The 23,161-nt window shown below is 65.3% G+C and carries 20 protein-coding genes, 1 tRNA gene, 1 pseudogene and 1 riboswitch; of the genes and pseudogenes, 9 read left to right on the top strand and 13 right to left on the bottom strand.

The window, feature by feature from the left end:
• The coding region (locus B1526_RS04985) for a tRNA dihydrouridine synthase (RefSeq protein ID WP_407641000.1) at positions 1–471 on the bottom strand (471 nt) is incomplete at its 3' end.
• 235 nt (positions 472–706) lie between these two features.
• Complete coding sequence (locus B1526_RS04980; protein WP_095614983.1) at positions 707–2,182, bottom strand: glycine--tRNA ligase; 1,476 nt, start codon at positions 2,180–2,182, stop codon at positions 707–709.
• 124 nt (positions 2,183–2,306) lie between these two features.
• Positions 2,307–2,414: riboswitch (TPP riboswitch) on the top strand.
• Between B1526_RS04980 and B1526_RS04975 the strand changes: the two genes are divergently transcribed.
• The 4 genes and pseudogenes from B1526_RS04975 to B1526_RS04965 all read left to right on the top strand — a co-directional run bounded on the left by B1526_RS04975 (position 2,406) and on the right by B1526_RS04965 (position 5,322).
• Entirely contained in the window at positions 2,406–3,314 is a 909-nt protein-coding gene (locus B1526_RS04975) for a hydroxyethylthiazole kinase (RefSeq protein WP_095614991.1), read from the top strand. Its footprint overlaps the riboswitch before it by 9 nt.
• Positions 3,311–3,949: pseudogene (locus B1526_RS09305) on the top strand (thiamine phosphate synthase); the annotation flags it as partial. The gene B1526_RS04975 and the pseudogene B1526_RS09305, both read left to right, overlap by 4 nt.
• A 69-nt stretch (positions 3,950–4,018) precedes the next feature.
• A complete protein-coding gene (gene thiD, locus B1526_RS09300) occupies positions 4,019–4,858 on the top strand; it encodes a bifunctional hydroxymethylpyrimidine kinase/phosphomethylpyrimidine kinase (RefSeq protein WP_235607046.1) in 840 nt (279 codons plus the stop codon).
• Positions 4,859–4,926: 68 nt separating this feature from the next.
• Positions 4,927–5,322: a thiamine-binding protein gene (locus B1526_RS04965; protein ID WP_095614981.1), complete on the top strand. Its 396-nt coding sequence runs from the start codon at positions 4,927–4,929 to the stop codon at positions 5,320–5,322.
• Between the two features lie 18 nt (positions 5,323–5,340).
• On the opposite strand, the gene B1526_RS04960 is transcribed toward B1526_RS04965, so the two are convergent.
• The 3 genes from B1526_RS04960 to B1526_RS04950 all read right to left on the bottom strand — a co-directional run bounded on the left by B1526_RS04960 (position 5,341) and on the right by B1526_RS04950 (position 9,777).
• Positions 5,341–6,933 carry a glycoside hydrolase family 32 protein gene (locus tag B1526_RS04960; RefSeq protein ID WP_095614980.1) on the bottom strand — a complete coding sequence of 531 codons (1,593 nt, stop codon included), beginning with the start codon at positions 6,931–6,933 and terminating at the stop codon, positions 5,341–5,343.
• A 135-nt stretch (positions 6,934–7,068) separates the two neighbouring features.
• Entirely contained in the window at positions 7,069–8,400 is a 1,332-nt protein-coding gene (locus B1526_RS04955; protein ID WP_095614979.1) for an MFS transporter, read from the bottom strand.
• Positions 8,401–8,727: 327 nt separating this feature from the next.
• Positions 8,728–9,777: a LacI family DNA-binding transcriptional regulator gene (locus tag B1526_RS04950; protein ID WP_095614978.1), complete on the bottom strand. Its 1,050-nt coding sequence runs from the start codon at positions 9,775–9,777 to the stop codon at positions 8,728–8,730.
• A gap of 275 nt (positions 9,778–10,052) precedes the next feature.
• Between B1526_RS04950 and B1526_RS04945 the strand changes: the two genes are divergently transcribed.
• The 3 genes from B1526_RS04945 to B1526_RS04935 all read left to right on the top strand — a co-directional run bounded on the left by B1526_RS04945 (position 10,053) and on the right by B1526_RS04935 (position 13,451).
• On the top strand, positions 10,053–10,871 hold the full coding sequence (locus B1526_RS04945; RefSeq protein ID WP_095614977.1) for an ABC transporter permease: 819 nt from the start codon (positions 10,053–10,055) through the stop codon (positions 10,869–10,871).
• Positions 10,872–10,998: 127 nt separating this feature from the next.
• The gene (locus B1526_RS04940; protein ID WP_095614976.1) at positions 10,999–12,060 is read left to right on the top strand and encodes an ABC transporter substrate-binding protein; all 1,062 of its coding nucleotides are present in this window, start codon (positions 10,999–11,001) and stop codon (positions 12,058–12,060) included.
• 101 nt (positions 12,061–12,161) lie between these two features.
• On the top strand, positions 12,162–13,451 hold the full coding sequence (locus tag B1526_RS04935) for a nucleoside hydrolase (RefSeq protein ID WP_095614975.1): 1,290 nt from the start codon (positions 12,162–12,164) through the stop codon (positions 13,449–13,451).
• 63 nt (positions 13,452–13,514) lie between these two features.
• Here the strand turns inward: B1526_RS04935 and B1526_RS04930 are convergent, their stop codons facing one another.
• From B1526_RS04930 to B1526_RS04905, 6 genes are all read right to left on the bottom strand, one after another.
• Positions 13,515–14,309, bottom strand: a complete 795-nt coding sequence (locus tag B1526_RS04930) for an isoprenyl transferase (protein ID WP_095614974.1) — start codon at positions 14,307–14,309, stop codon at positions 13,515–13,517.
• Between the two features lie 5 nt (positions 14,310–14,314).
• The gene (recO, locus tag B1526_RS04925) at positions 14,315–15,034 is read right to left on the bottom strand and encodes a DNA repair protein RecO (protein ID WP_095614973.1); all 720 of its coding nucleotides are present in this window, start codon (positions 15,032–15,034) and stop codon (positions 14,315–14,317) included.
• Positions 15,035–15,116: 82 nt separating this feature from the next.
• Positions 15,117–16,739 (bottom strand): alpha/beta hydrolase, encoded by a 1,623-nt coding sequence (locus tag B1526_RS04920; protein ID WP_095614990.1) that lies wholly within the window; start codon positions 16,737–16,739, stop codon positions 15,117–15,119.
• 89 nt (positions 16,740–16,828) lie between these two features.
• On the bottom strand, positions 16,829–18,031 hold the full coding sequence (gene ispG / locus B1526_RS04915; protein ID WP_095614972.1) for a flavodoxin-dependent (E)-4-hydroxy-3-methylbut-2-enyl-diphosphate synthase: 1,203 nt from the start codon (positions 18,029–18,031) through the stop codon (positions 16,829–16,831).
• Positions 18,032–18,123: 92 nt separating this feature from the next.
• The gene (dxr, locus tag B1526_RS04910; RefSeq protein WP_095614971.1) at positions 18,124–19,308 is read right to left on the bottom strand and encodes a 1-deoxy-D-xylulose-5-phosphate reductoisomerase; all 1,185 of its coding nucleotides are present in this window, start codon (positions 19,306–19,308) and stop codon (positions 18,124–18,126) included.
• A 1-nt stretch (position 19,309) separates the two neighbouring features.
• Positions 19,310–20,920, bottom strand: coding sequence for a DivIVA domain-containing protein (locus tag B1526_RS04905; protein WP_095614970.1), 1,611 nt, complete (start codon positions 20,918–20,920; stop codon positions 19,310–19,312).
• A gap of 137 nt (positions 20,921–21,057) precedes the next feature.
• Here B1526_RS04905 and B1526_RS04900 point away from each other — a divergent pair.
• Together B1526_RS04900 and B1526_RS04895 are read left to right on the top strand one after the other, a co-directional pair.
• Positions 21,058–21,131 (top strand) — tRNA-Val (locus B1526_RS04900).
• Between the two features lie 86 nt (positions 21,132–21,217).
• Positions 21,218–21,712 (top strand): SPX domain-containing protein, encoded by a 495-nt coding sequence (locus B1526_RS04895; protein ID WP_133088463.1) that lies wholly within the window; start codon positions 21,218–21,220, stop codon positions 21,710–21,712.
• A gap of 70 nt (positions 21,713–21,782) precedes the next feature.
• Here the strand turns inward: B1526_RS04895 and B1526_RS04890 are convergent, their stop codons facing one another.
• Positions 21,783–22,205 (bottom strand): DUF3052 domain-containing protein, encoded by a 423-nt coding sequence (locus B1526_RS04890; RefSeq protein WP_095614989.1) that lies wholly within the window; start codon positions 22,203–22,205, stop codon positions 21,783–21,785.
• A 61-nt stretch (positions 22,206–22,266) separates the two neighbouring features.
• Positions 22,267–23,124 (bottom strand): YlbL family protein, encoded by an 858-nt coding sequence (locus B1526_RS04885; RefSeq protein ID WP_095614968.1) that lies wholly within the window; start codon positions 23,122–23,124, stop codon positions 22,267–22,269.
• Between the last annotated feature and the right edge of the window lie 37 nt (positions 23,125–23,161).

The raw sequence follows: 23,161 nt of genomic DNA, 5'->3' as shown, positions 1-23,161 counted from the left end.
CTGCGCTGCGCCTGTTCCTCCTCCGCCGGCCGCCTCATGGAAGGTCACATGCGCGTCGTCGATGCCGACGCGGAACTTCGCCGTGACCGGGATGCCGGCCGGTTCGCACACCCGCACGACGCGCCTGATGATCTCCTGATACAGGTCGGTCTTCCATGGTAGCGCCGAACCGCCGCCACGGCGTGTGACCTTCGGCACCGGGCACCCGAAGTTGAGGTCGATGTGGTCGGCCATGTCTTCATCGACGACGATGTGCGCCGCCTGTTCGACGATTGATGGGTTGACGCCGTACAGCTGGAGCGAGCGCGGATGCTCGGCGGGCGCGAAGCGGCACAGCCTCAGCGCCTTCGGATTGCGCGCGACGAGCGCGCGCGCCGTGATCATCTCGGCGACGTACAGGCCGTCAGGGCCGTACTCCGCGCACAGTACCCGGAACGGCCAGTTCGTCACGCCCGCCATCGGCGAGAGCATGACGGGCGTCGGCACCGTGATCGGGCCGAGCTCGACCGGCGCGAGGGCGTGCGAAAGCCTCGGGGGCTCCGGCTCCCCGGTTTCGGCCGGCATGGGGTGTTCGTTCGATGCGGTCATGGTTCCTTGTTCGGACATCATGGGCGACTATAGGGCCGTCCGCTGAAAGATGGCTGACAAAATGCCTGCCACGCCATGCGGCGCGGCAGGCATCGGTGGTGTCCCGTGCCGGGCTTGGTCAGTACAGGCCGCCCGCCTGCGCGATACGCACGCTCTCGGGCCATGCCTCGCCGCCCATCTCGATGGGCTTCATCGGCACGCGCGTGCGCTTGTCGTCGATGCGCTTGGCGACGTAGTCGGCGACGTTCGCGAGCGCGACGCGCTCCTGCTGCATCGTGTCGCGTTCGCGGATCGTGACCGCCTGGTCGTCGAGCGTGTCGAAATCGACGGTGATGCACAGCGGCGTGCCGATCTCGTCCTGACGGCGGTAGCGGCGTCCGATCGCACCGGATTCGTCGTAATCAATCATCCAGTCGTTGAGGCGCAGGTCGGATGCGAGGTCCTGCGCGATTGACTGCAGTTCGGGCTTCTTGCTCAGCGGGAGCACGGCCGCCTTCATCGGCGCGAGCCTCGGGTCGAGGCGCAGCACCGTGCGCTTGTCGACGCCGCCCTTCGTGTTCGGCGCCTCGTCGACGTCATACGCGTCGACGAGGAAGGCCATGAGCGAACGGGACAGGCCCGCGGCCGGTTCGATGACGTACGGGATGTACTTCTCGCCGGTCGCCTGGTTGAAGTAGCTCAGATCCTCACCCGAATGCTCGGAGTGGGCGCCGAGGTCAAAATCGGTGCGGTTCGCGATGCCTTCGAGCTCACCCCAGTCGGAGCCTTGGAAGCCGAAACGGTATTCGATGTCGACGGTGCGCTTCGAATAGTGCGCGAGCTTCTCCTTCGGATGCTCGTAATGGCGCAGGTTCTCGGGCTTCACTCCGAGGTCGAGGTACCACTGCGTGCGCGCGTCGATCCAATACTGCTGCCACGCTTCGTCGGTGCCCGGTTCGACGAAGAACTCCATCTCCATCTGCTCGAACTCACGTGTGCGGAAGATGAAGTTGCCCGGCGTGATCTCGTTGCGGAAGCTCTTGCCGGTGTTCGCGATGCCGAACGGCGGCTTCGAACGCGAGCTCGTCATGACGTTCTTGAAGTCGACGAAGATGCCCTGCGCGGTCTCCGGGCGCAGATAGTGCAGCGAATTGTCGTCCTCGACCGGACCCAGATGCGTGCGCAGCATCATGTTGAAGTCGCGCGGCTCGGTCCAGTTGCCGCGCGTGCCGCAGTCGGGGCACACGATGTCCTTGAGGCCGTTCGGCGGCATCTGGTCGTTGTGTTTCTCGGCATAGGACTCCTCAAGCTTGTCGGCGCGGTGGCGCTTATGGCATGTGAGGCATTCGATGAGCGGGTCGTTGAACACCGAGACATGTCCCGAGGCCACCCACACCGCGGACGGCAGGATGATCGACGTATCGACGCCGACGACGTCGGGGCGTGTGACAACCATCGCGCGCCACCATTCGCGCTTGATGTTGTCCTTGAGCGCGACGCCGAGCGGGCCGTAGTCCCATGCGGAGCGCGTGCCGCCGTAGATCTCTCCTGCGGGGAATACGAAGCCGCGACGCTTGGCGAGGGAGACGACTTCATCAAGTTTCGAATTAGCCACAATGCACCTTCTGGTCTGAACGGTTTGGGGTCTGGTTTCAACGGCCAAATCCTACCGTCATATCGTGACACGCCGCGCACGGCCATCCGGGGCGCACACACCTGTCCCAACTCGCCGATACGTTACTGAACTGCAGGGGAACTTCCATCCGGGAAGTTGAGAAAGGCAATCCGCCTGACCCTTTGAACCTGTTTGGGTAACACCATCGTAGGGAGTCAATGACATGTCCAAGGCAACGCAATCCGGCCTCCATCTTCCACCAACGCACGCGCTCGCGGCCGATGACGCATTGCGCGCGGCGGTCCATCAGGCGGTCGCCGACGTACGCGCGCGCACACCACTCGCGCAGTCGTTCACGAACTTCGTCACCATCAACCTCGTCGCGAACGCGCAGCTCGCATCAGGCGGCACGGCCGCGATGAGCTACCTGCCCGACGACGTCATCGACATCGCGGCGATGTGCGGTGCGACCTACATCAACGTCGGCACGTTGCTGCCGTTCTACAAGGACGCGCTCGGCGAGATCACGTCCGCGCTCCACGACGCCGGGCACCGCTGGGTTCTCGACCCGGTCGCCGCCGGACTCGGCGCGACGCGCACGGCGATCCTCACGGCGATGCGTGACGTGCCGCCGACCGTTGTGCGCGCGAACGCATCGGAGGTCATCGCGCTCGACGCACTATGGGGACTGTCCGACGGGGAGGCTTCCCCGAAAGGCCCCGCCGGCGTCGAATCGACCGATGACGTCGACACCGCGCTCATGGCCGCGGTCCGCGTCGCAAGGCATCTGCGCGCCGCGGACCGCGACGGACTCGGCGCCGTCGCCGTCTCGGGTGAGACCGACCTCGTCACGGACGGCGAGCGCGTGTTCCGCCTTCCCGGCGGCGACGCGACAATGACGAAGATCACCGGCGCCGGTTGCGCGCTCGGCGGCGTGACAGCGACTTATCTGTGTGTCGCCGAGCCACTCGTCGCCGCGCTCGCCGCGTCGCTGCTGTTCAACCGCGCCGGCGAACGCGCCGCGCGCGAATCCCACGGGCCCGGTTCATTCCAGACCGAGTTCCTTGACGCCCTTTGGGCGATCGACGCCGACACCGTGTCGACGTCCACGGTATTGGAGGTGTCCCGATGAGCGCCGTGTTCCCGTATCCCTCGATGCGCAGGTCCTTCGATCTGCGGTTCTATGTCGTCGTCGGCCCCGACGACTGCAACGGCCGCACGCTCCTCGACGTCGTCACGAAGGCGCTCGACGGCGGCGCGAGCCTCATCCAACTGCGCGCGAAGCACGTCGACGTCGCCGACATCATATCGATGGCCGACGGCATCGCCGGGCAGATCCGCGGCCGCCATCTCGAGGACCGCGTCGCGCTCGTCATCGACGACCGCGTCGACGCCGCGATCGAAGCGCGCCACCGCGGCATCAAGATCGACGGCGTGCATATCGGACAGGATGACCTCTCACCCGTCGAAGCGCGGCGTCTGCTCGGCAACGACGCAATCGTCGGCCTGTCGGCGAACACCGTGGAGGAGGTCGAGGCCGCGAACGCGCTGCCCGCGGGCACGATCGACTACATCGGCGCCGGACCGCTCCACGAGACGGCGACGAAACCGGACGCGGCCGTCGATGACGGCGTGCGGCGCACGCTCGACGCCGCGCAGATCAACGCGTTGTGCGATGTGAGCCTCTATCCGCTCGTCGTCGGCGGCGGCGTGCACGTCGACGACATCCCGATGCTCGCGTCGACATATGCGGACGGCTGGTTCGTCGTATCCGCGATCGCAGCGGCCGACGATCCGGAACAGGCGACGACGCGACTCGTCGACGCATGGAAGGCCGTGCGCGGCGACGCACGCCACGGCTACGAAAAAACGGAAGGCACACCGACGACGCTCCCCGCCGTGCTGACGGTCGCGACGACCGATTCATCGGGCGGCGCCGGCATCGCCGCCGACCTCAAGACGATGCTCGCGAACGACGTCTACGGCGAATGCGTCATCGCCGGCATCACCGCGCAGAATACAACGGGTGTGCGGGCGATCGCCCCCGTCGACGCGTCACTCATCGCGTCGCAGATCGACGCGGTGTTCGACGACATCCGTCCCGCGGCCGTCAAGATCGGCGTCATCGTCGGCCGCGAGGCGATTGAGACGGTCGCCGGACGCCTGCGCGCGCATGGCGCGGCGAACGTCGTCGTCGACCCGGTCATGGTCGCGACGAGCGGATCGGAACTCTCCGACGACGCATCGGTCGTGACGATGGTGCGTGAGCTGTTCCCACTCGCGACGCTCATCACCCCGAACATCCCGGAGGCACAGGTGCTCACGGGAGAGACGATCACCGACCGCGCCGCGATGGAGCGCGCCGCGCGCACACTCGCGGCGCGCCACGGGTGCGCGGCGCTCGTCAAAGGCGGCCATGGCACAAACGACGCGAACGACGTGCTCGCCTACCCCGGCGGCGACGTGCGCTGGTTCGCATCGGCGCGCATCGCGAATCCGAACACGCATGGCACCGGCTGCACGTTGTCGTCGGCGATCGCGTCGCGCCTCGCGCTCGGCGACACACTCGACGACGCGATCGCGCACGCGAAGGCGTACCTCAACGGCGCGTTGCGCGCACAGCTCGACCTCGGCGCCGGTTCGGGACCGATGGACCACGGCTGGGCGCGACACTGACGGCATACGGCCGACAACACACACCCGACATACTGGATACTGGAACGATACCGAGGAGCAGCATCACCATGCATACAACAACAGCGACGACGAGCCCCGACCGCAACGCGGCCCGTCAGGACGTGCCGACTGACGAACACGGCGCACCGATCATCAACACCGTCGCGGCTGTCGCGATCGCGCCGAGCGGCGTCGGAGCCGAACTGAGCGACTATGTCGCCGAAGCGATCGCCGTGATCCGTGATTCGGGACTGCCGAACGAGACGAACGCGATGTTCACGAACATCGAAGGCAACCTCGACGACGTGTTGCGCGTCGTGCGCGACGCGACGATGAAACTCGCCGGCCAGGGGTACCGCACCGGCGTGAGCCTCAAGCTCGACATCCGTCCCGGCTTCAGCGGCCAGATGACGCAAAAGCCCGCGCTCGTCGATGAGATCATCGCCGGGCGCGAGCGGGACTGATGCAAGGATGGACGTCGGTCAGCCGAGGCCGATGCCGTTGAGCGCGTGCACGGCGAGCGACGGGACGCGCGTCGTGCCGGATTCGCCGACAAGCCTGATCGCGCGCGGGCCTTCGCCCGGGAACGAATAGGAGCTCATCGCATGCCGGCCGCCGTTGACGTAGACCTCGACGCAGCCGCGGTCGATGAACACGCGCAGGTCAAGCGTGTCCGCGGCGAGCTCGTCTTCCGTGAGCTTCGCGACGCGGTAGCCTTTGTCGCCATTCGCGGTGTTCCCGCGGTCGATGACGACGCCACCGATCTGCGCGTCGTAGACGATCGCCGTATCGTGGCCGTCTTCGGTCGCATGGACATGCAGTCCGGTGCGTTCGGCCGTCGTATGCGCGAGGTCGATGCTCATCTCGACCTCGGCCGCGCCGCCATCGTCCTCGAGGATCGTCGCGGTCTGGTTCGCAGTGAGGTCGATCGGCCCGAAGTCGACGGTGCGGGCGCGCAGCCCCTTCATCTCCTCGACCGGTGCGGTCACGAGGCGACCGTCCCCGCCGAGCGTGATCTGCCGTGGCAACGCGAGGTTGCCGCACCAGCCGTCCTCCTCCATCGGGATCGGCGCGACGAACGGGCTCATCCAGCCGAGCATGATCTGCCTGCCATCGGCGTTGAACGACTGCGGCGCATAGAAGTTGTGGCCCTCGTCCCACAGGTGGAACTCGGTTTCCGGCTCGAAGGCCTCCCCCGGCTTCCACGAGCCGATGATGTAGCCGGCGTTGTTGACGTTGCGGTTCATGAAGCCGTGCGGCTTCGCACCCATCGCAGAGAAACCGATGACCCACCGCTCGTTGCCGTCGGCATCACGCACCGGGAAGAAGTCGGGGCATTCGAGCATGAACACGTCCGGGTCGGGGTGTTCGAACAGGACGCGTTCGAAGCCCCAATGGACCATGTCGTCGGATGTGTAGAGCCACATCTGCCCACGGCCCTCTTTCGACGAGACGCCGAAGGTCATGTACCACACACCGTCGGTCTTCCAGACCTTCGGGTCGCGGAAGTGGTGGTCGACGTCGTCGGTCGGGCAGTCGATGATCATGCCGTGCTTCGTGAACGTCGTCATCGTGTCATCATCCGGCTTCGCGAGCATCTGCACCTGCCAGTCGCCGCCGGTGTTGTCCTTGCCGTTCGCCCAACGGTGCCCGGTGTAGTAGATCCACGGCTTGCCGTCGTCGCCGATCACGGCGGATCCGGAGAAGACACCGTGGCGTTCCTGTTCGAGGCTCGGCGCGAACGCAATTGGCTCGCGCCGCCAATGGAGCATGTCCGGCGAGGAGACATGGCCCCAATGCATCGGCCCCCATTGCGTGCCGTAGGGATGCAGCTGGTAGAACACGTGCCAGCGGCCGTCATACCGGCACAGACCGTTCGGGTCGTTGATCCAGCCGCCGTTCGAGGCGATATGGAACGTCGGGTACCAACGGTCGTTGCGTGTCGCGGCGAGCGCCGCGGCGCCCGCTTCGGCGAGCGCGAGCTGCTCGGTGTGGTCGGCGATCGGCGTGAGCACCGGCTCGACGCTCGGGTCGGGTGCTGGTGTCGTCTGCGGGGTGAAGGTTGCGGTCGTCATGATGTCCCTCTCGTGGGTGTCGTGTCACATCGTGCGTGTGCGGTACGCGGTCCGCGTGGATGATGTGATCGACGTGAATGTCTGATTGATTGGTTGGCTGGTTGATTGATTAATCGACTGGATATGGAGCGGCCGTCACATGTCCTCGGAGTCGGCGGACAGGACCGCTTCGTCGGCGGCGAGGGACGGCGTCCTCTCGCTGTCGCGGATGAACGGATCGCCGTCGACTTGCTCGTTGTCGCGTTTGATGACGAAGAACCCGTAGATCGTCGCGGCGAGCACGATGCCGGAGATCGTCAGGAACGTCGCGCGGTCGCCCATGCGGTCATGCAGCATGCCGAGCGGCGTCGAGAAGACGACCTGGCCGATCTGCGAGGCGATCTGGAAGCCGACCATGTAGAGCGTCGCGGAGAGCTTCGGGTTGAAGTGGAGCGTGAAGTAGCGGAACGCCGGCAGGCAGAAGAGCGGCACTTCGATCGCGTGGAACATCTTGACGATCGAGATCGCGACCGGGTCATGGAAGACGCCGCACAGGCCGATGCGCAGGAACATGACGGTCGAGCCGAGCAGGAGCGCGTTGCGTACGCCGATCTTGCGCATGATGATCGGCACGACGCCCATCATCGCGGACTCGCAGAAGACCTGCACCGAGTTGAGCGTGCCGTAGACGGCGTTGCCGGTCGCTTCGCTCGGGAAGAGCGACGCGTAGTAGGTCGGGAACATCTGCTGGTCGAAGACCGTGTAGAACGTGTTCGTCAGCAGCATGAAGACGATGAGGACCCACAGCGCCGGCATCTTGAGGACGCGCGCCATCTCGCCGAGCGTCGGGTTCGACGGGGCCGCATCCGGGTCCGCGGCCTCCTTGAGCGCCTCGCGCTGTTCCGCCGGATACCACGTCAGGTACACGATGAGCATGCCGATGCCGAACGCGGAGCCGATCCAGAAGTTGACCATCGGGTTGATGTTGAACACGAAGCCCGCGACGAGCGCGACGATCGCATAGCCGAACGAGCCCCATGCGCGAGACTGGCCGTATTCGAAGCCGAAGCGGCGGCTGTAGCGTTCGGTCACGGCCTCGATGAGCGAGCAGCCCGCCATGAAGCCGGCCGACAGGACGACCGAGCCGATGAGCGCCGCGACCATCATGTTCGTCCGCATGAGCGGCGCGTAGACGAACTGGACGAATGGACCGACGAGCGCCGCGATGACGGATATGACGAGGACGAGCCTGCGCTTGAGGCCGAGGTTGTCCTGGATGAGCCCGTAGCAGAACATGAGCACGAGCGTCGCAAGCGAGTTGATCGAGTAAATCGTGCCGACTTCGGCGCCATTGAGTCCCATCGAATTGAGCCAGCGCTGGAAGAACGACCACCAGATGCCCCATGAGCAGAAGAACAGGAAGATGCCGGTCGAGCTTTGCAGATAGGAGGGGTTCCTCCACACCTTCGCGGTTGATGTAGTTGCCATGATGAACCTCGTTGTCTGGGCTTGGGAAAACCGTATGCATGACGTCCACGCAGTCCGCATTCCCGGGGATGCGCGGTGGGTGCCATCAGTCCCGTCAGCTGTGTCGTTCGTGATGTTCCCGATACTGGATACCGTAATACGTCAATCGATTTACGTCAAACGATTGACGTTCTACACATGACATATCGGGATATCACACAACAGGCAACGTCAATCGTTTGACTTATTTTTCAGGCGTTCACAGAACCTCACCCATACGTGCACGTGCGGGGAACATGATACCCTTCGGCGTGTCGCGAAAACCTTCTCCACCCTTGGACGCGACGTTCAGCGCCCCCCCCGGACCGATTCCTTCTCGATGAGCGTGCAGTGCACTTTCGCGGGGCTCGTCGCGTCGAGCGGCGGCAGCGGCGCCGTCATCCGCGGCCATTGCGCCTCGTCGACGCCGCGGTCCCCGATCGCGGCGACAAGGCGGTTCGCCGCCCAATACCCCATCTCATAGTGCGGCAGCTCGATCGTCGTGAGCTGCGGAGAGAAGGTCTCGGCGAAGACACGGTGGTTGTCGACACCGACGACCGACATGTCGCGCCCGACTGTGAGACCCCTGCGCGCGGCCGTCTCGTACACATACCATGCGCGCGCGTCGTTGAAGCAGAAGAACCCGTCGGGGCGCTGCGCGTCGTAGAGCTCCTCGACCGCGCGCAAAGCGGTCCCATTGTTGAGCACATCGCATTGGAGCCGTTCGTCGAACCGCATGCCGTGGTCGGCGAGCGCCTGTCGGTAGCCTTCCGCACGTCCCGTCTGCGCGATCATCGGCTGCAGGCAGCCGATGTAGGCGATATGTCCGCATCCGGCTTCGATGAGCCTCGTCGTCGCGTCGTAGCCGATGCGGAATTCGTCCGGTTCGACCGACGGGAACCGGTTCTCCGCATCGGTCGCGTCGACAAGGACGAGCGGGAAGCTGCACAATGACTCGGGCACATCGACGACGCGGTTCGACATCGCCGAATAGAGGAAGCCGTCGACGCCGTAGCGTTTGAGCGCGCGGATCTCTCCCTCGACCGCCTTGTCGTCGTCGCCGTTCACCGTGATCAACAGGTAACCGAGTTCGCTCAGCGCATCCTGTGCGCCCTGGATGATGCGTCCCGCGTACGGCGTCGTCGCGACCTCGACGCTGATGAAGCCGACGATATGCGTCCTGTTCGTGCGCAGCGAACGCGCGAGCGCGTTCGGCTGGTAGCCCATCTCCTCGGCCGCGTCGCGCACACGTTGCGCGATGTGCGGCTTGACGCGTCCACCGTCCCTGTCGTTGAGCACAAGCGAGACAGTGGATACCGACACACCGACGCGCTGCGCGATCTGCTTCATCGTCGTCATACCGTCCACAATAATTCGACGTCGATAAAACACGCCACCCACGCAATGCACACACGCAGTGCGGTACGCTCACGCACATCTCAGCGTACCGTCGTACGGAACGGACGCGGACGCCGATGCCCACACGGTCGCCTATACTGTGTTCGTCGCCATCCACACCCGGATGGCGGAACGTAGCTTTTCTGACCGTGCGGCGGTAGACTCCCCACCTTGCTGCCTCGGGCCGCCGGTCTTCGAGCGTGACGCGACATCACGCAGAAAGTAAGGTGCCGAAGATGTTCCGCACACGAACGCAAGGCAACACACCGCGCCCCGCAACGCACGCACGCTCCGCCGTGGCGCGCCATTGGCCGACCGCCGCCGCGGCCGCGCTCATCCTCATCGTCTGGCAGGTCTGGGTCGACGTGACGCATCCGCCCGTCACGACGATCGCATCCCCGAGCCAGATCGCCATCGCGACCGTGCGCACATGGACGACATTGTGGCCGGCGTCGCTCATGACCTTCACCGAAGGCGTATGCGGATTCCTCATCGCATGCGTCATCGGCGTCGCGCTCGGCGTCGGCATCCACTGTTCGCGCACGATGCACGCGGCGCTCTTCCCGCTCCTCACGGCCGCGCAGACGCTCCCGCTCATCTCGATCGCGCCCCTGTTCCTCATCTGGTTCGGGTTCGAACCGGTCGGCAAAGTCGTCATCGTCGCCGTCTTCGCGCTTTTCCCGATCGTCGTGCAGACGATGCGCGGCCTCGCCGCCGTGCCGCGTTTCTACGACGACGTCGCGATGACATGCGGCGCGTCACGCGCATGGACACTCATCCACGTCGACCTGCGCGTCGCGGCGCGGCAGATCTTCGGCGGTGTGCGCGTCGCCGCCGCGTACGTCTTCGCGACGGCCGCGACCGCCGAATACCTCGGCGCGCGCCAAGGGCTCGGCATATGGCTGCAGGCCGCCTACAACTCGTTCCAGACCCCGCTCATCTTCGCGGCGACGTTCGTCATCATCATCATGACGGGACTGCTGCTCCTCGCCGTGCACGCGGTCGAACTGATCACGATCGGACGTGTCGAGGACGACGAGGATCCGGACAGGTGAACGCCGGTATCACACCCCCATCATCAATCATATATTGATGACATATTGATGTTCTTCATTCATATTCATATGTTCAACTGATATCCACGATATCTCACCCGATATCCCCAACCATCCAGGAGCCATCATGACGACCAACCGATTCCACACACGCGCACTCGCCGCACTCTGCGCGCTTGTCGTGCTCCTCACGGCTGCCGCTTGCGGCAACGCGCCGACAACCGACGCCGACGGATTGCGCAAGGTCACGTTCATGCTGTCGTGGGCGCCCGACACGAACCATATCGGCGTCTACGTCGCGAAACACAACGGATACTACCGCGACGCCGGACTCGACGTCGACATCGTCGCCGTCGCGCAGTCGGGCGCCGAACAGGCCGTCAACAACGGCGTCGCCGACTTCGCGTTGTCAAACCTGACGAATGTGAGCACCTACGCGACGAAAGGCGCGCATCTCACACAGGTCATGCAAGTGCAGCAGAAGACGAGCGCGATCTGGTGCACACTCGCGTCGAACGACGCGATCAACCGACCGAAGGACCTCGACGGCAAGACGTTCGCGACGTTCGGCTCAAGCGAATCGGACGCCGTCGTACGCCGCATGATCGAGACGGACGGTGGCAAAGGCGACTTCGACAAAGTCACGGTCGGCACATCGACGTTCGCGACACTCGCATCCGGACGTGCCGATTTCGGCGGTTTCTACGCGACATGGGAGGGTGTGCAGGCGAAGATGAACGGTCCTGCGCTGCGCTGCTTCACCGAACCCGACTACGGTGTGCCCGGCAACGCCGACTCGATCGGCATCATCACAAGCGACCGTCTCATCGACGACGACCCCGACCTCGTGAAACGCTTCGTCCAGGCGACGCAACGCGGCTACATCGACGCGTACGACGACGGCGACGAAGCCGCGTCGATCCTCGTGCACGACGCGCCCGAAGCGAACCTTGACGAGGCATTCGTCAGGGAATCGATGAAGACGATCATCGATGGACAGTATTGGGGCGACCGTGAGCGCATCGACGACGGGACGGCGACGTTCGGCGCGATCGACTACGACGGCACGCAACAGTATTTCGATTTCCTCGCCGATTCCGACGCGTACACGGACGCGACGGGCGAGGTCGTGCACACGGCGCCGCGTTCGCGCGACCTCGCGACCGACGAGTTCCTCAAGCGTGGATGAAGGCGGATGCGTGCGCCGAGTATGCCACGTTGCTTATCCGCACCGCTTATTCGCAGCGCGCATAGCGCGCGCAGTGCAACCAATCATGGAACAATGGCCATATGACTTCCTCACGACACCTTGTGCTCAGCATGGACACCGGCATCGACGACGCGCTCGCGCTCGCCTATCTCATCGCCTCGGGCGCGCGCATCGACGGCGTGAGCGCGACCTATGGCAACGTCCTGCAACAGCAGGCCGAATCCAACACGAAGGCCGTGCTCGATGTGCTCGGCGCGACGGACATCCCGGTCAAGGCGGGCGCACGGCATCCGTCATGGGCGCGCTGGTTCGTCGCCGACGCCGGGTGCGCGCGCTTCCACGGGCGCAACGGGCTCGGCGACCTGCAGATGAACGGCGAACGCGCGCGTGGCGGCACATGGCGCGCGAACGCACCCGTCACGCCCGCGGCGAAGCCGGGCATTGTGACGGCGTCGACGGACGACGGTCTCGTCGAACTGTCGGCGCAGGACATCGCCGACCTCACCCGTCATGGCCACGCGGTCTCGGTCGGCGGGTATCCGGTCGGCGACGCGCACGCCGAATTGCCGACGATCCCCGAGTTCTTCACGCAAGACACCTTCGCGACATCCGAGAAACTCGGGTTCCCCGACGAGGACTGCTCGACGATGACCGATGGAGCGGCGCTCATCGTCGACGCGGCGCGCACCTATGGCCGTGACCTGACGATCGTCGCGACCGGTCCGCTCACCGACGTCGATACGGCGCTCAAGGCGGATCCACGGGCCGTGGGCCGCGCGCGCATCGTATGCATGGGCGGTGCGCTCACGCAGGAAGGCAACTGCTACGACCTCGTATGCGAGACGAATATGCTCCAGGATCCCGAGGCCGCCGACCGTGTGCTGCGTTCGACAGCCGACACGACGATGGTCGGCCTCGATGTGACGCACCGGTGTCTGCTCGGCGCCGCCGACGTGTCCCATTGGCTCACGGCGTGCGCGGACACGTCCGATGCGTCCGCCGCGAACGGCGGGCACCACACGGATGCGCGCAATCCGCGGCACATCGCGTTCATGCTCGCAAGCATCGCGAACTTCTCGATCCGCGCGAACCGCATGAGCGACCCGGTGTTCGCCGCGGGCATGCCACTGCACGATCCGCTCGCCGCGGCCGTCGCGCTCGAACCGGATCTCGTGACGACGTTCGATATACCGATGATCGTCGAAACGCGCACCGGTGACGGCACAGGCGTGCGCGGACGCACGATCGGAGACCCGCGCGCGATGCTCGACGACGCCACGCCGACGCATGTCGCGCTCGGCGTCGACGGCGCGGGCTTCGTCCGCCGCTTCACCGATACGATCGCCGGTTTCCTCGCTTCCCTGCGCTGATATGCATCGCGCGCACCACAATCGATTGCGGTGCGCGCGATGCATATCAGGACACGGTCCTGTTCACTGCTGCTTGACACCGCCGAAGCGGCGGTCACGGTGGATATAGCGGTCGATCGACCCCCACAGCACATCACGGCCGCAGTCGGGGAAGAGTTCGGGGACGAAATCAAGTTCGGCGTACGCGGCCTCCCACGGCAGGAAGTTGCTCGTACGCTGCTCGCCCGACGTGCGGATGACAAGGTCGCAGTCTGGGATGTCGGGATTGTACAGATGTTCGGCGATCATCTTCTCAGTGACGCGGTCGCCTTTGATGCGTCCGTCGCGCACCTCGCGCGCGATCGCGGCGCACGCGTCCGCGATCTCCGCGCGGCCGCCGTAATTGATGCAGAACACGACGTCGATGACATTGTTGTGTTTCGTGCGTTCCATCGCGATTTCGAGTTCGTCGATGACTGATTTCCACAGCTTCGGGCGGCGTCCCGACCAGCGCACACGCACGCCCCATTCGTCCATCTGCGCGACACGGCGGTGGATGATGTCACGCGAGAAGCCCATCAGGAAGCGCACTTCCTGCGGTGAACGCTTCCAGTTCTCGGTCGAGAACGTATACAGGCTCAAGTACCGCACGCCGGCCTCGATTGCGCCGGCGATCGTGTCGAAGACGACCGGCTCGGCCGCCTGATGCCCCTCGGTGCGGATGAGGCCGCGCTGCTGCGCCCACCTGCCGTTGCCATCCATGATGACGCCGACATGGCGCGGCACTTTGTTCTTCGGGAAATGCGGCACGATCGCGGGGTCGGAAAACGGCGCCGCCGGGACGCTCAACGATGTGTAATCGACGGAATCAAAAGCCATAGGGTTCAATCTAGCAACCGCATCGAACGAACCGGCCGCTCAAGATAGTAGCGCGCCCATTCCTCGACGGCGCGCGCGGCATGTGGATCCGGCTCGGCGCCGTCGAGCACCGCCCAATCGCCTTCCGCGAGCGCGCGCAGCTGCGTAAGTGCGAGGGCGCCGATCGGTTTCGCCTCGGGCGTATGGTCGGTGAGACACATGACGCCTCCCGCCGGCGCGGAGATATGCGTGAGGTCGTCGGTGCGGCCGCAGACGACGCATGAGCCGAGGCGCTCGCGCCATCCGGCGAGCGCGAGCGCGCGCAGCACATAGGATTCGGCGATCATCCGCGCGTCGTGCCTATGCTGCACGAGCGCGTTGAGCGCGCCGACGAGGAGCCGGTACTGCGCGCCCGCAGGCTCATGTTCGCTTGTGACGAGGTCGTTGAGCGTTTCGACGATGACGTTCGCCGCACGGTACGCCTCGTAGTCGCCGCTTATCGCCCCCGCGTACGCGGCGATTGATTCGGCCTGGGATATCGTGTCGAATGTACGTCCCTCGCCCAACAGCAGGTCGACGCGCATGAACGGTTCGACACGGCCTCCGAAGCGTGATTTCGTGCGCCGTACGCCTTTCGCGACGGCACGCACCTTGCCATGGTCACGGGTGAACAATGTGATGATGCGGTCGGCTTCGCCAAGCTTCGTCGTCGTGAGCACGACGCCCTCATCGCGGTAGAGCGCCATCGCGCCTCCTCTCGGGATGCGGCCCGTCCTGTGCCCCGCAGCGGGCAGACCGCGCGTGGCACAAGCCGGACCGGAGGCCGGATCAGAACAGGAAGAGCCCCCAGAACGAGAAGCTCAGCAGGATGAGCATCATTGTGAACGAAACGGTCCAGAACAGCACGCGCCCCAGGCGCTTCGTCGCGACGACCGGCTGCTCGCCGCGCGTGATCTGCCTGAGCGCGCCACGCCGCATCGGCCATTGAAGCACGCCGCGCACGGAGAGCGATTCGATCATGCCGGTGAACACGCGCGCCCACGCCCACAGCAGCACGATGCACAGCACCTGGATGAACGGCCAGCTCCAGTACATCATGCCGTTGTCGTCGGGCGGTGCGCTTCCCCATGCGAGATGCACGACGGCGATGACGACCTCTCCGAAGCCGCCGAGGAACACAAGGAGCGCGACGATCGTCGCGAGCGTGAGCACAAGGAGCGCGCCGCCAAAGCGTTCACGGAAGCCGAGCGCCGGCCCGAGGCCTTTGCGCCGGTTGCGGATGTGGATGATGAGCGCGACGATCGAGACGATGAGCGATACGAGCATCATGATGGCCATGAGCGCGAGCACGACGACGCCGTACACGGTCATGACGGGATGCCCATGCAGCGAGAGCGGCACCGGGATCGACTGGTAGAGCGGCGTCCCGGCGATGCGTTCGCTCGTCTGGGTGAGTCCGCGCGCGGTGCCGGTGGCCCATGTGACCATATCGTTGGCATAGTCGTCCGCGAACGGCGTGCCGCTCATCGATTCGTCGCCGAGGCGCAGCACATGGTTCGCGATCGGGTAGCTGCGCAGCGAGACGTTCCAGTTGCCCGCTTTGTGCGCGAGCGCGAGAATCTCCTTGAACCCCTGCACTTGCGCCGTCATGACATCCTTCGAACCGTACGCGACCATCGTCGGTATCGAGAACGCCTTCGGCGTCGACGTGTGCAGGTCCATGTTGTCAAGGCCGAACATCGCGAGGTCGACTGAGAACACACGCCGTACGATCGACTGGTAGCCGTCGTTCGATCCGGCGAGCGCGAAGTTCTGCACGGCGAGGAACGCGAGCGAATGCCGCGGAGAGAACACCATCGGCGACAGCAGGATCTGGAATGCGATGTCCTTGTCGATGTCGAGGAGGTACGACGATATCCATGTGGCTTCGCTCGTCGCATAGATGCCGACGTTGCTTTCGTCGACATTGTCCATGCCGCGCAGGATGTCGACGACCTCGTCGTAGATGACGGCCGACCCCGGATAGTCGCGGTCGAGGTCGGTCGTCGACCAGACGGGCTTGTCGAGGACCGCTGTGACGAAACCGGCCGAGGACATGCTTGTCGCGATGTCGCCGAACGAGTTGTCGCATGTGCCGTAGCCGGCGCCATGCATGAAGACCATGCCCGGCAGCCCTTTCGCCGGTGCGTCTTCCGGTTCGCGCACGAGGACGTTGATCTTCTGGATCTCCCCCGTCGACGGACGTTTCGCGTCAATCGTGAGATAGTGGTGCTTGACCTTGTAGGTGCCCGTCTTCGGCAGCTTGTCCTTCGTGTCGAATGTCACGGCCGTATCGGGTGTGAGCGTCGCGAAACTCATCGCCGTCGGCGTCTTCTCGGCCGATATGCGCGTGTAGTTCGATATCGTCACGAGGATGCCGAGGAGGATGATGAATATCGGCAACGTGATCATGATGCGCTTCGTGCGGCTGAATCCCGCCTTGCGCTGTTCCTGCGTGTCCGCCCGCCCGTCCGTGCCCGTCACGTCACCGTCCTTCCCGCTCACTCGCGCCGTTCGCCGTGCGTCCCGCCGACGACGGGGATGACGACGGGTCCCGTCGCCGTCGCCGTGTCGACGCCATCGGATTGCATCTGCGCGGCGATCGCGTCCGCGTGCTTGAGCAGGGTCTCGACGATGCGGTCCTCGGGGACCGTCTCGATGACCTTGCCTTTGATGAAGATCTGTCCTTTACCGTTGCCGGATGCGACACCGAGGTCCGCTTCGCGCGCCTCTCCGGGTCCGTTGACGATGCAGCCCATGACGGCGACGCGAATCGGTGCCGTGACGCCTTTGAGGCCTTCGGTCACGGCGTTCGCGAGTCGGATGACGTCGACTTGCGCGCGTCCGCAGCTCGGGCAGCTGATGATGTCGAATTTGCGCGCGCGCAATCCGAGGTATTCGAGGATCTTGCAACCGACCTTGACCTCTTCGACGGGAGGGGCGGAAAGCGAGACGCGGATCGTGTCGCCGATGCCTTCGGCGAGCAGCGCGCCGAACGCGAGGCACGATTTGATCGTGCCCTGCCATGCCGGGCCCGCCTCAGTCACGCCCAGATGCAGCGGCCAGTCGCCTTGTCTGGCGAGCAGGCGGTAGGTCTCGACCATCGTGACCGGGTCGTGGTGTTTGACCGAGATCTTGAAATCATGGAAGCCGACGTCCTCGAACATGCGCGCCTCCTTCATCGCGGAGGCGACGAGCGCCTCGGGCGTCGGCCCGCCATACTGTTCGTAGAGCCGCTTGTCGAGCGACCCCGCGTTCACGCCGATGCGCAGCGAGATGCCGGCATCGGTCGCCGCCTGGCATATCGCGGGGCCGACCTCGTCGAATTTGCGGATGTTGCCGGGGTTGACACGCACGGCCGCGCAACCGGCGTCGATCGCCTCGAAGACGTAGTTGCTTTGGAAATGGATGTCGGCGATGACCGGGATCGGCGATTTCGCGACGATCTTCGGCAACGCGTCGGCGTCGTCCTGCGTCGGCACGGCAACGCGGACGATGTCGCATCCGGCGGCCGTCAGTTCCGCGATCTGCTGGAGCGTCGCACCGACGTCCGCCGTCTTCGTGTTCGTCATCGACTGCACCGAGACCGGTGCCCCGCCCCCGACAGGGACAGGCCCGACCATGATGCGTCGGGACTTGCGCCGTGTATGCAGCGGGCTTTCGCTGATCGACTGTTCGCCTGTCTTACGGAACGGTTTGTCCATCTGTGTTCATCCATCCATTCGTTCATCGGACATCCCCACTGGGATGCATCACAGGATACACCAGCGCGCATGGGCGCGAACCCGGCAATACGCTACCGGGCCCGTGCGATGATCGCGTCGGCGCGGGCGCGCGCCTCGTGCTCGCATGCCTCGACGTCGGCGACCGATGCGAAGCGCGGTTCGGCGCGCAGTTCGCCGTCCATGTCATCGAGCACACGTGCGACGGTGTCGACGATGCCGAGGTACGGCAGACGGTGGTCGAGGAACGCGTGGACGGCCTGCTCGTTCGCCGCGTTGAGCACGGCCGTGTGTTTCTCGGACGCGTTGAGGCAGTGGCGTGCGAGGTCGACGGCCGGGAACGCCTTGTTGTCGAGCGGCTCGAAGGTCCAAGTGGCCGCCGTGTGCCAATCGCATGCGGCGGCGACGTCGCCGAGCCGGTCGGGCGCGGACAGGCCGAGCGCGATCGGCAGGCGCATGTCGGGCGGCGAGGCCTGGCAGATCGTCGCACCGTCACGGAATTCGACCATCGAATGGACGATCGACTGCGGGTGGACGGTCACGTCGATCCGTTCGGGTGGGATCGCGAACAGGCGGCTCGCCTCGATGACCTCGAGACCCTTGTTCATGAGCGTCGACGAGTTGATCGTGACGACCGGACCCATATGCCATGTGGGGTGGTTGAGTGCCTGTTCGGGCGTGATGTCCCGCATCCGTTCACGTGTCCTTCCGCGGAACGGGCCGCCGGACGCGGTCACGACGAGTTTCGAGACCTCGGCGTGTGTGCCGGCGCGTAGCGACTGCCAGATCGCCGAATGCTCGGAATCGACCGGGTTGATCTGTTCGTCGCGCACTTGCGCGTCGAACAGCAGGTGGCCGCCCGCGACGACGGACTCCTTGTTCGCGAGCGCGAGCTGCGAACCGGCTTGGAGCGCCGCGATCGACGGTTCAAGGCCGATCGACCCGGTGATGCCGTTGAGCACGACGTTCGCGCCGGATGCGGCAACCGCGTTGATTTCGTCGTGGCCGACGCGGATGCGTACACTTTGTGCACCCCGTGCGTCGAGCGCCTCACGCAGCGGCGACGCGGCGTCCGGGTCGGCGACGACGACTTCCGGGACGTGGAAGCGCACGGCCTGTTCGGCGAGCAGCCGCACATGCGCGCCTCCCGCGGCGAGGCCGCTCACCGTGAAACGGTCGGTGTGGCGCGAAATGACATCGAGTGCCTGGGTGCCGATCGATCCGGTCGACCCGAGGATGACTACGGTCTGATGCTCCATGTCAGCGCTCGTGCTCCGGATTCGGCTTGCCATCGACGATGAGCGGCGCATCGGCGGAGAATGTCGGGAATTCGAGGTCCGGTATCTCGATGCTCATCGTGTCCGGCGGCACGAAGCTCGTGCCGCCGTCGTGCGCGGCGCCACCCTTCGCATCGTCCGAGCCGGCCCCTTGCGGCTGCTGGGCGGCCTGCGTGGACGCCGCGTCGATCGGACGACGCACAGGAAGGTCGGGAATCGTGACGTTCGCGAGCTGCGGCACCGAAAGGCCCGCCGATGATGTCGACGGCACCGGTTCGGGTTGTTCGGGGAGCGTTCCGGTGTGCTTCGCGAGCGAGGCAAGCGCGGCGAGCGACGGCGAATCGAGGTCCGGCTGGCGCGGTTCGTCGAACGTGATCGTCGTCTCGTCGCTCACGGCCGTCACGGTCGGCACGGCGTTGAGGTCGTCGGCGACGGCTGGTGGCGTCGGCGTTGCACGTTCGTGTTCCGGTATCGTACGAGGCGCGGGCGTGATCGGTTTGATGTCGGAAAGCGTCTGCGCGCGCGCGACGGGCGATCCCGTGTCATGCGCCTGCGCGTCGTGGACGGCCGGCAACGTGAACGCCTGTGTCACCGTCGTGTCCCGCCGTGTCGCATCGGCGGCGTCCGTGCGCGATGCGTCCGTCGCCACCTGGGCGCCCGCGGCGGCCGCGGCCGCCGCGACGTCGTCGCTCACCGGGACCGATGAGGAGACCGACGCCGACGCCGGCATGACAGGCGACGCCGTCGGCGCGGCAGGGGTGAAGATCGCCTGTTCGGCCTTGTGAAGCTCGTCGAAGGACTGGTCGGGCGCGAACGATGGTGGGGTCACGACCGGTTCCGTCACCGGGGGCGCCGATGGACGGGGCACCGCTGCATGCTCGGGGATGAGCGGCGCGACGGCGGGTGCGCCGTCCTGCGCGGCCGCGCGCGCATTCGGCTTGTGTTGCGCGTAGGTGGAGACGCGCGCATAGGACTCGAGGCGTCCGAGCAGGTCGACGCACGCGTTGAGATAGTAATCGACCTGACGTTCGTCATAGCCGCGCTTGCCTTTGCGCTGCGTGAACATGACGTCGGAGACATACTGCGACGTCAGTTTCGTGTCGTCGTCGGCGCTCTCGGTGTCCACCCCCGAACTGCTACGGTCGAGTTCGTCCTCCGCCTTGTCCATGATGCGGTCGATGAGACGGTCCACTTGTTTGCGGTCATAGGACGGTTGCTTCGGCGCGCCCGGAGCGAAGCGTTCGCCGTCCGCGCGCGACGCGTGCGCGTCAAGCTGGCGGTAGAGCGCCTCGACCTGCGCCTTCCATGCGACGCGGCCGAGTTCCGCGATTTCATAGGACGTGTCCTTGTCGCTCACAGCCTGCTCAAGGCGTTCGAGCGTCGCGTCGACCTGCGGGATCGAATAGCCGCCTTTGACGATGTCGAACGACGCATCCTGAATGTCGCTGCGCTTGAGTTCGACGCCATCCTGCTCGTAGAGCGCATGCGCCTGCTCGAGGAACGCGTCCACTTGGCGTACGTCGTATCCCTTCCTGCGTTTGCCGACACGCTCGATATTCGCCGTGCCGCCCGTGGCTTCACGTTGCTGAGCCATCGTCTGTCCTCCTCGCGATTTCGTACAGTGCTAGATTACGTGATGTTTGAGACGCGCGCACGACGGTGTGGATTGGATGTGCGGCGCGACACGGCGCCGCGCGCTTCTTCGCACGTCGTTGTACAGTGGTTCCCTGCGGGCGATTAGCTCAGTTGGTTAGAGCGCCACCTTTACACGGTGGATGTCGGGGGTTCGAGTCCCTCATCGCCCACCGTCACGGCCGCTTCCACGCCGCCCCTCTCAGCTGTGCGAGGTATCGTCCACGCGACCCGCCGGCGCTTCATATAATCGGGAGCCATGAACGCTCCGTTGGACATGCTCGCGAATCCGTTGAAGACCTTGCAATCACTCATCCCTGCATCCTCACGGCGCGAGGACGAGCTCAACGAGCGCATCGATGCGCTCGGCATCGAGCTCGAACGCGTCGAGCAGGAGTCGCATTGGCGCGCGATCGACGACGAACGCCGCATCAACGAGCTCACGAAACGGCTTGACGACGAGCTTGCGCGGCATCCCCGCCGCTCCCCCGCGCTCATGCGCGCGGACACGGTCACCGCGCTCGTCATGCTCGTCCTGTCCGCGGGCATGCTCATCCCGGTCATGCTCACGTTGTTCGGCGTCATCGACCCCACGCACGCCGTCATCCGCTGGGTCACGCTCGGGCTCATTGCGCTCGCGTTCGGTGTCGCGATCGCGTTTGCGATCCTGCGTGAACGGTTCCCGAAGACCTTCGCGATGACGATCGTGTTCATCTGCGCCGTCATGATGCAATTGTGCGCATGTCTGTTGTGACACGCCGTTTGTCTGACATGCCTATATGACTGCCGCCGCAGGCCCAAGGCCTGCGGCGGCAGTCATATGTTCAGCGGTTCGAGCTTTTCCCGAACGCGCGCAGACGGATGCCGTTCCAATCGTCGCTTACAGTGAGCGGCGTCGACGCGTTCATGCCGGCCGTCTTCGCCGCGTTCTGCACGGTATTCGACCCCGGCGCCCCTTCGCGGCCCGGTTTCGGCGTGAGCACCCACAGCGGCCCATCCTGGCCGAGCACGGCGTATGCGTCCATGATCGTGTCGGACAGGCCGTCCTCGTCGTCGCCGTCGCGCCACCAGATGACCGCGCCGTCCACTGCGGAACCGTATTCCTCGTCCGCCAGTTCCTCACCGGTCAACGTCTCGATTTTCTCGCGGATCGTATCATCCACATCGTCGTCCCAGAGCCATTCCTGGACCAGGTCCCCCGCGCGGAAGCCGAACTCCTCAGCGTTATCAGATGCCGTTTGATTCACGTCCGCCAATATAGCAACACCGTCGAACACGGTCGTATCGCGGTCACCCTGCGGCTCATGCTCAACCGGCCGTGCAGTGCGGCAGGTCCGCGCCCTTGCCTTCGCCTATCGCGACGAGCGCACGGTACGCGTCCCCGAGCGTCGAGACCTTGACATCGCGCAGGCCTTCGGGGACGTGCCCGGCGACATCCGCGCAATTCGCCGACGGCGCGAGGAACCAGGTCGCGCCGTCGCGTTTCGCCCCGAGCATCTTCAGGCCGATGCCGCCGATCTCGCCGACCTTGCCTTCGTCATCGATCGTGCCGGTCCCGGCGATCGTCACTTTGGCCGCCTCATGCCGCGGGGTGAGCATGTCGACGAGGCCGAGCGCGTACATCATGCCCGCCGAGGGGCCGCCGATGTCGTCGACATGCATCGTGACATGCGCGCCGTCGACGTCGACGCCGAGCTTCGCCGCATAGTCGAGCCCCGCGGTGATCGCCGCGCCCTGTGACGACGTCATCTCGTGTTTCGATTCCTGTTCGTATGCTTCGCTCGTCTGTCCGGGCGGGAACACGGCCTCCTGCGGCATGACGAGCATATGCGGGTCGGCCCAGCCCCAGAGCGCCTCGGCGTTCGAGACCGGGTAGCCCGGCACGCCGGCGGCGTTGACGGTCACAAGCAGCAACCTGCCGGTGTCGTCATAGGTCTTGACGCCTTGCACATCGATGACCTTCCTACCGCCGCTTGCACCGAGCACGTTCTGCGTGGGACCGGGCGTCTCGACGACATATGGGCTCGGCAGCACGAGGATGACGATGCCGAGCATAACGGCGAGGAGCCCCGTGAAGAAGCCAAGGGGGCGTGACGAGTAGCGTGCGGCGAGGCGGCGGAACATTCCGCCGCGCTTCGTGGTGCCGTTGCTGTTCAATGCGGACATACCCCCCATACTATGGGCGCGGTGGAATTATTTCGGC

It is taken from the genome of Bifidobacterium criceti (assembly GCF_002286935.1).
Classification (GTDB): Bacteria; Actinomycetota; Actinomycetes; order Actinomycetales; family Bifidobacteriaceae; genus Bifidobacterium; species Bifidobacterium criceti.
This window is presented reverse-complemented; position numbering and strand designations above follow the sequence as displayed.

Excerpts from the sequence above, each read along its gene's own strand:
- B1526_RS04975 (WP_095614991.1), top strand. The coding sequence starts at position 2,406 with ATGTCCAAGGCAACGCAATCCGGCCTCCATCTTCCACCAACGCACGCG.
- B1526_RS04885 (WP_095614968.1), bottom strand. The coding sequence starts at position 23,124 with ATGTCCGCATTGAACAGCAACGGCACCACGAAGCGCGGCGGAATGTTC.
- B1526_RS04965 (WP_095614981.1), top strand. The coding sequence starts at position 4,927 with ATGCATACAACAACAGCGACGACGAGCCCCGACCGCAACGCGGCCCGT.
- B1526_RS04920 (WP_095614990.1), bottom strand. The coding sequence starts at position 16,739 with ATGATCACGTTGCCGATATTCATCATCCTCCTCGGCATCCTCGTGACG.
- dxr (WP_095614971.1), bottom strand. The coding sequence starts at position 19,308 with ATGGAGCATCAGACCGTAGTCATCCTCGGGTCGACCGGATCGATCGGC.
- B1526_RS04905 (WP_095614970.1), bottom strand. The coding sequence starts at position 20,920 with ATGGCTCAGCAACGTGAAGCCACGGGCGGCACGGCGAATATCGAGCGT.
- B1526_RS04960 (WP_095614980.1), bottom strand. The coding sequence starts at position 6,933 with ATGACGACCGCAACCTTCACCCCGCAGACGACACCAGCACCCGACCCG.
- ispG (WP_095614972.1), bottom strand. The coding sequence starts at position 18,031 with ATGGACAAACCGTTCCGTAAGACAGGCGAACAGTCGATCAGCGAAAGC.
- B1526_RS04895 (WP_133088463.1), top strand. The coding sequence starts at position 21,218 with ATGAACGCTCCGTTGGACATGCTCGCGAATCCGTTGAAGACCTTGCAA.
- B1526_RS04940 (WP_095614976.1), top strand. The coding sequence starts at position 10,999 with ATGACGACCAACCGATTCCACACACGCGCACTCGCCGCACTCTGCGCG.
- recO (WP_095614973.1), bottom strand. The coding sequence starts at position 15,034 with ATGGCGCTCTACCGCGATGAGGGCGTCGTGCTCACGACGACGAAGCTT.
- B1526_RS04955 (WP_095614979.1), bottom strand. The coding sequence starts at position 8,400 with ATGGCAACTACATCAACCGCGAAGGTGTGGAGGAACCCCTCCTATCTG.
- B1526_RS04950 (WP_095614978.1), bottom strand. The coding sequence starts at position 9,777 with ATGACGACGATGAAGCAGATCGCGCAGCGCGTCGGTGTGTCGGTATCC.
- B1526_RS04930 (WP_095614974.1), bottom strand. The coding sequence starts at position 14,309 with ATGGCTTTTGATTCCGTCGATTACACATCGTTGAGCGTCCCGGCGGCG.
- B1526_RS04935 (WP_095614975.1), top strand. The coding sequence starts at position 12,162 with ATGACTTCCTCACGACACCTTGTGCTCAGCATGGACACCGGCATCGAC.
- B1526_RS04945 (WP_095614977.1), top strand. The coding sequence starts at position 10,053 with ATGTTCCGCACACGAACGCAAGGCAACACACCGCGCCCCGCAACGCAC.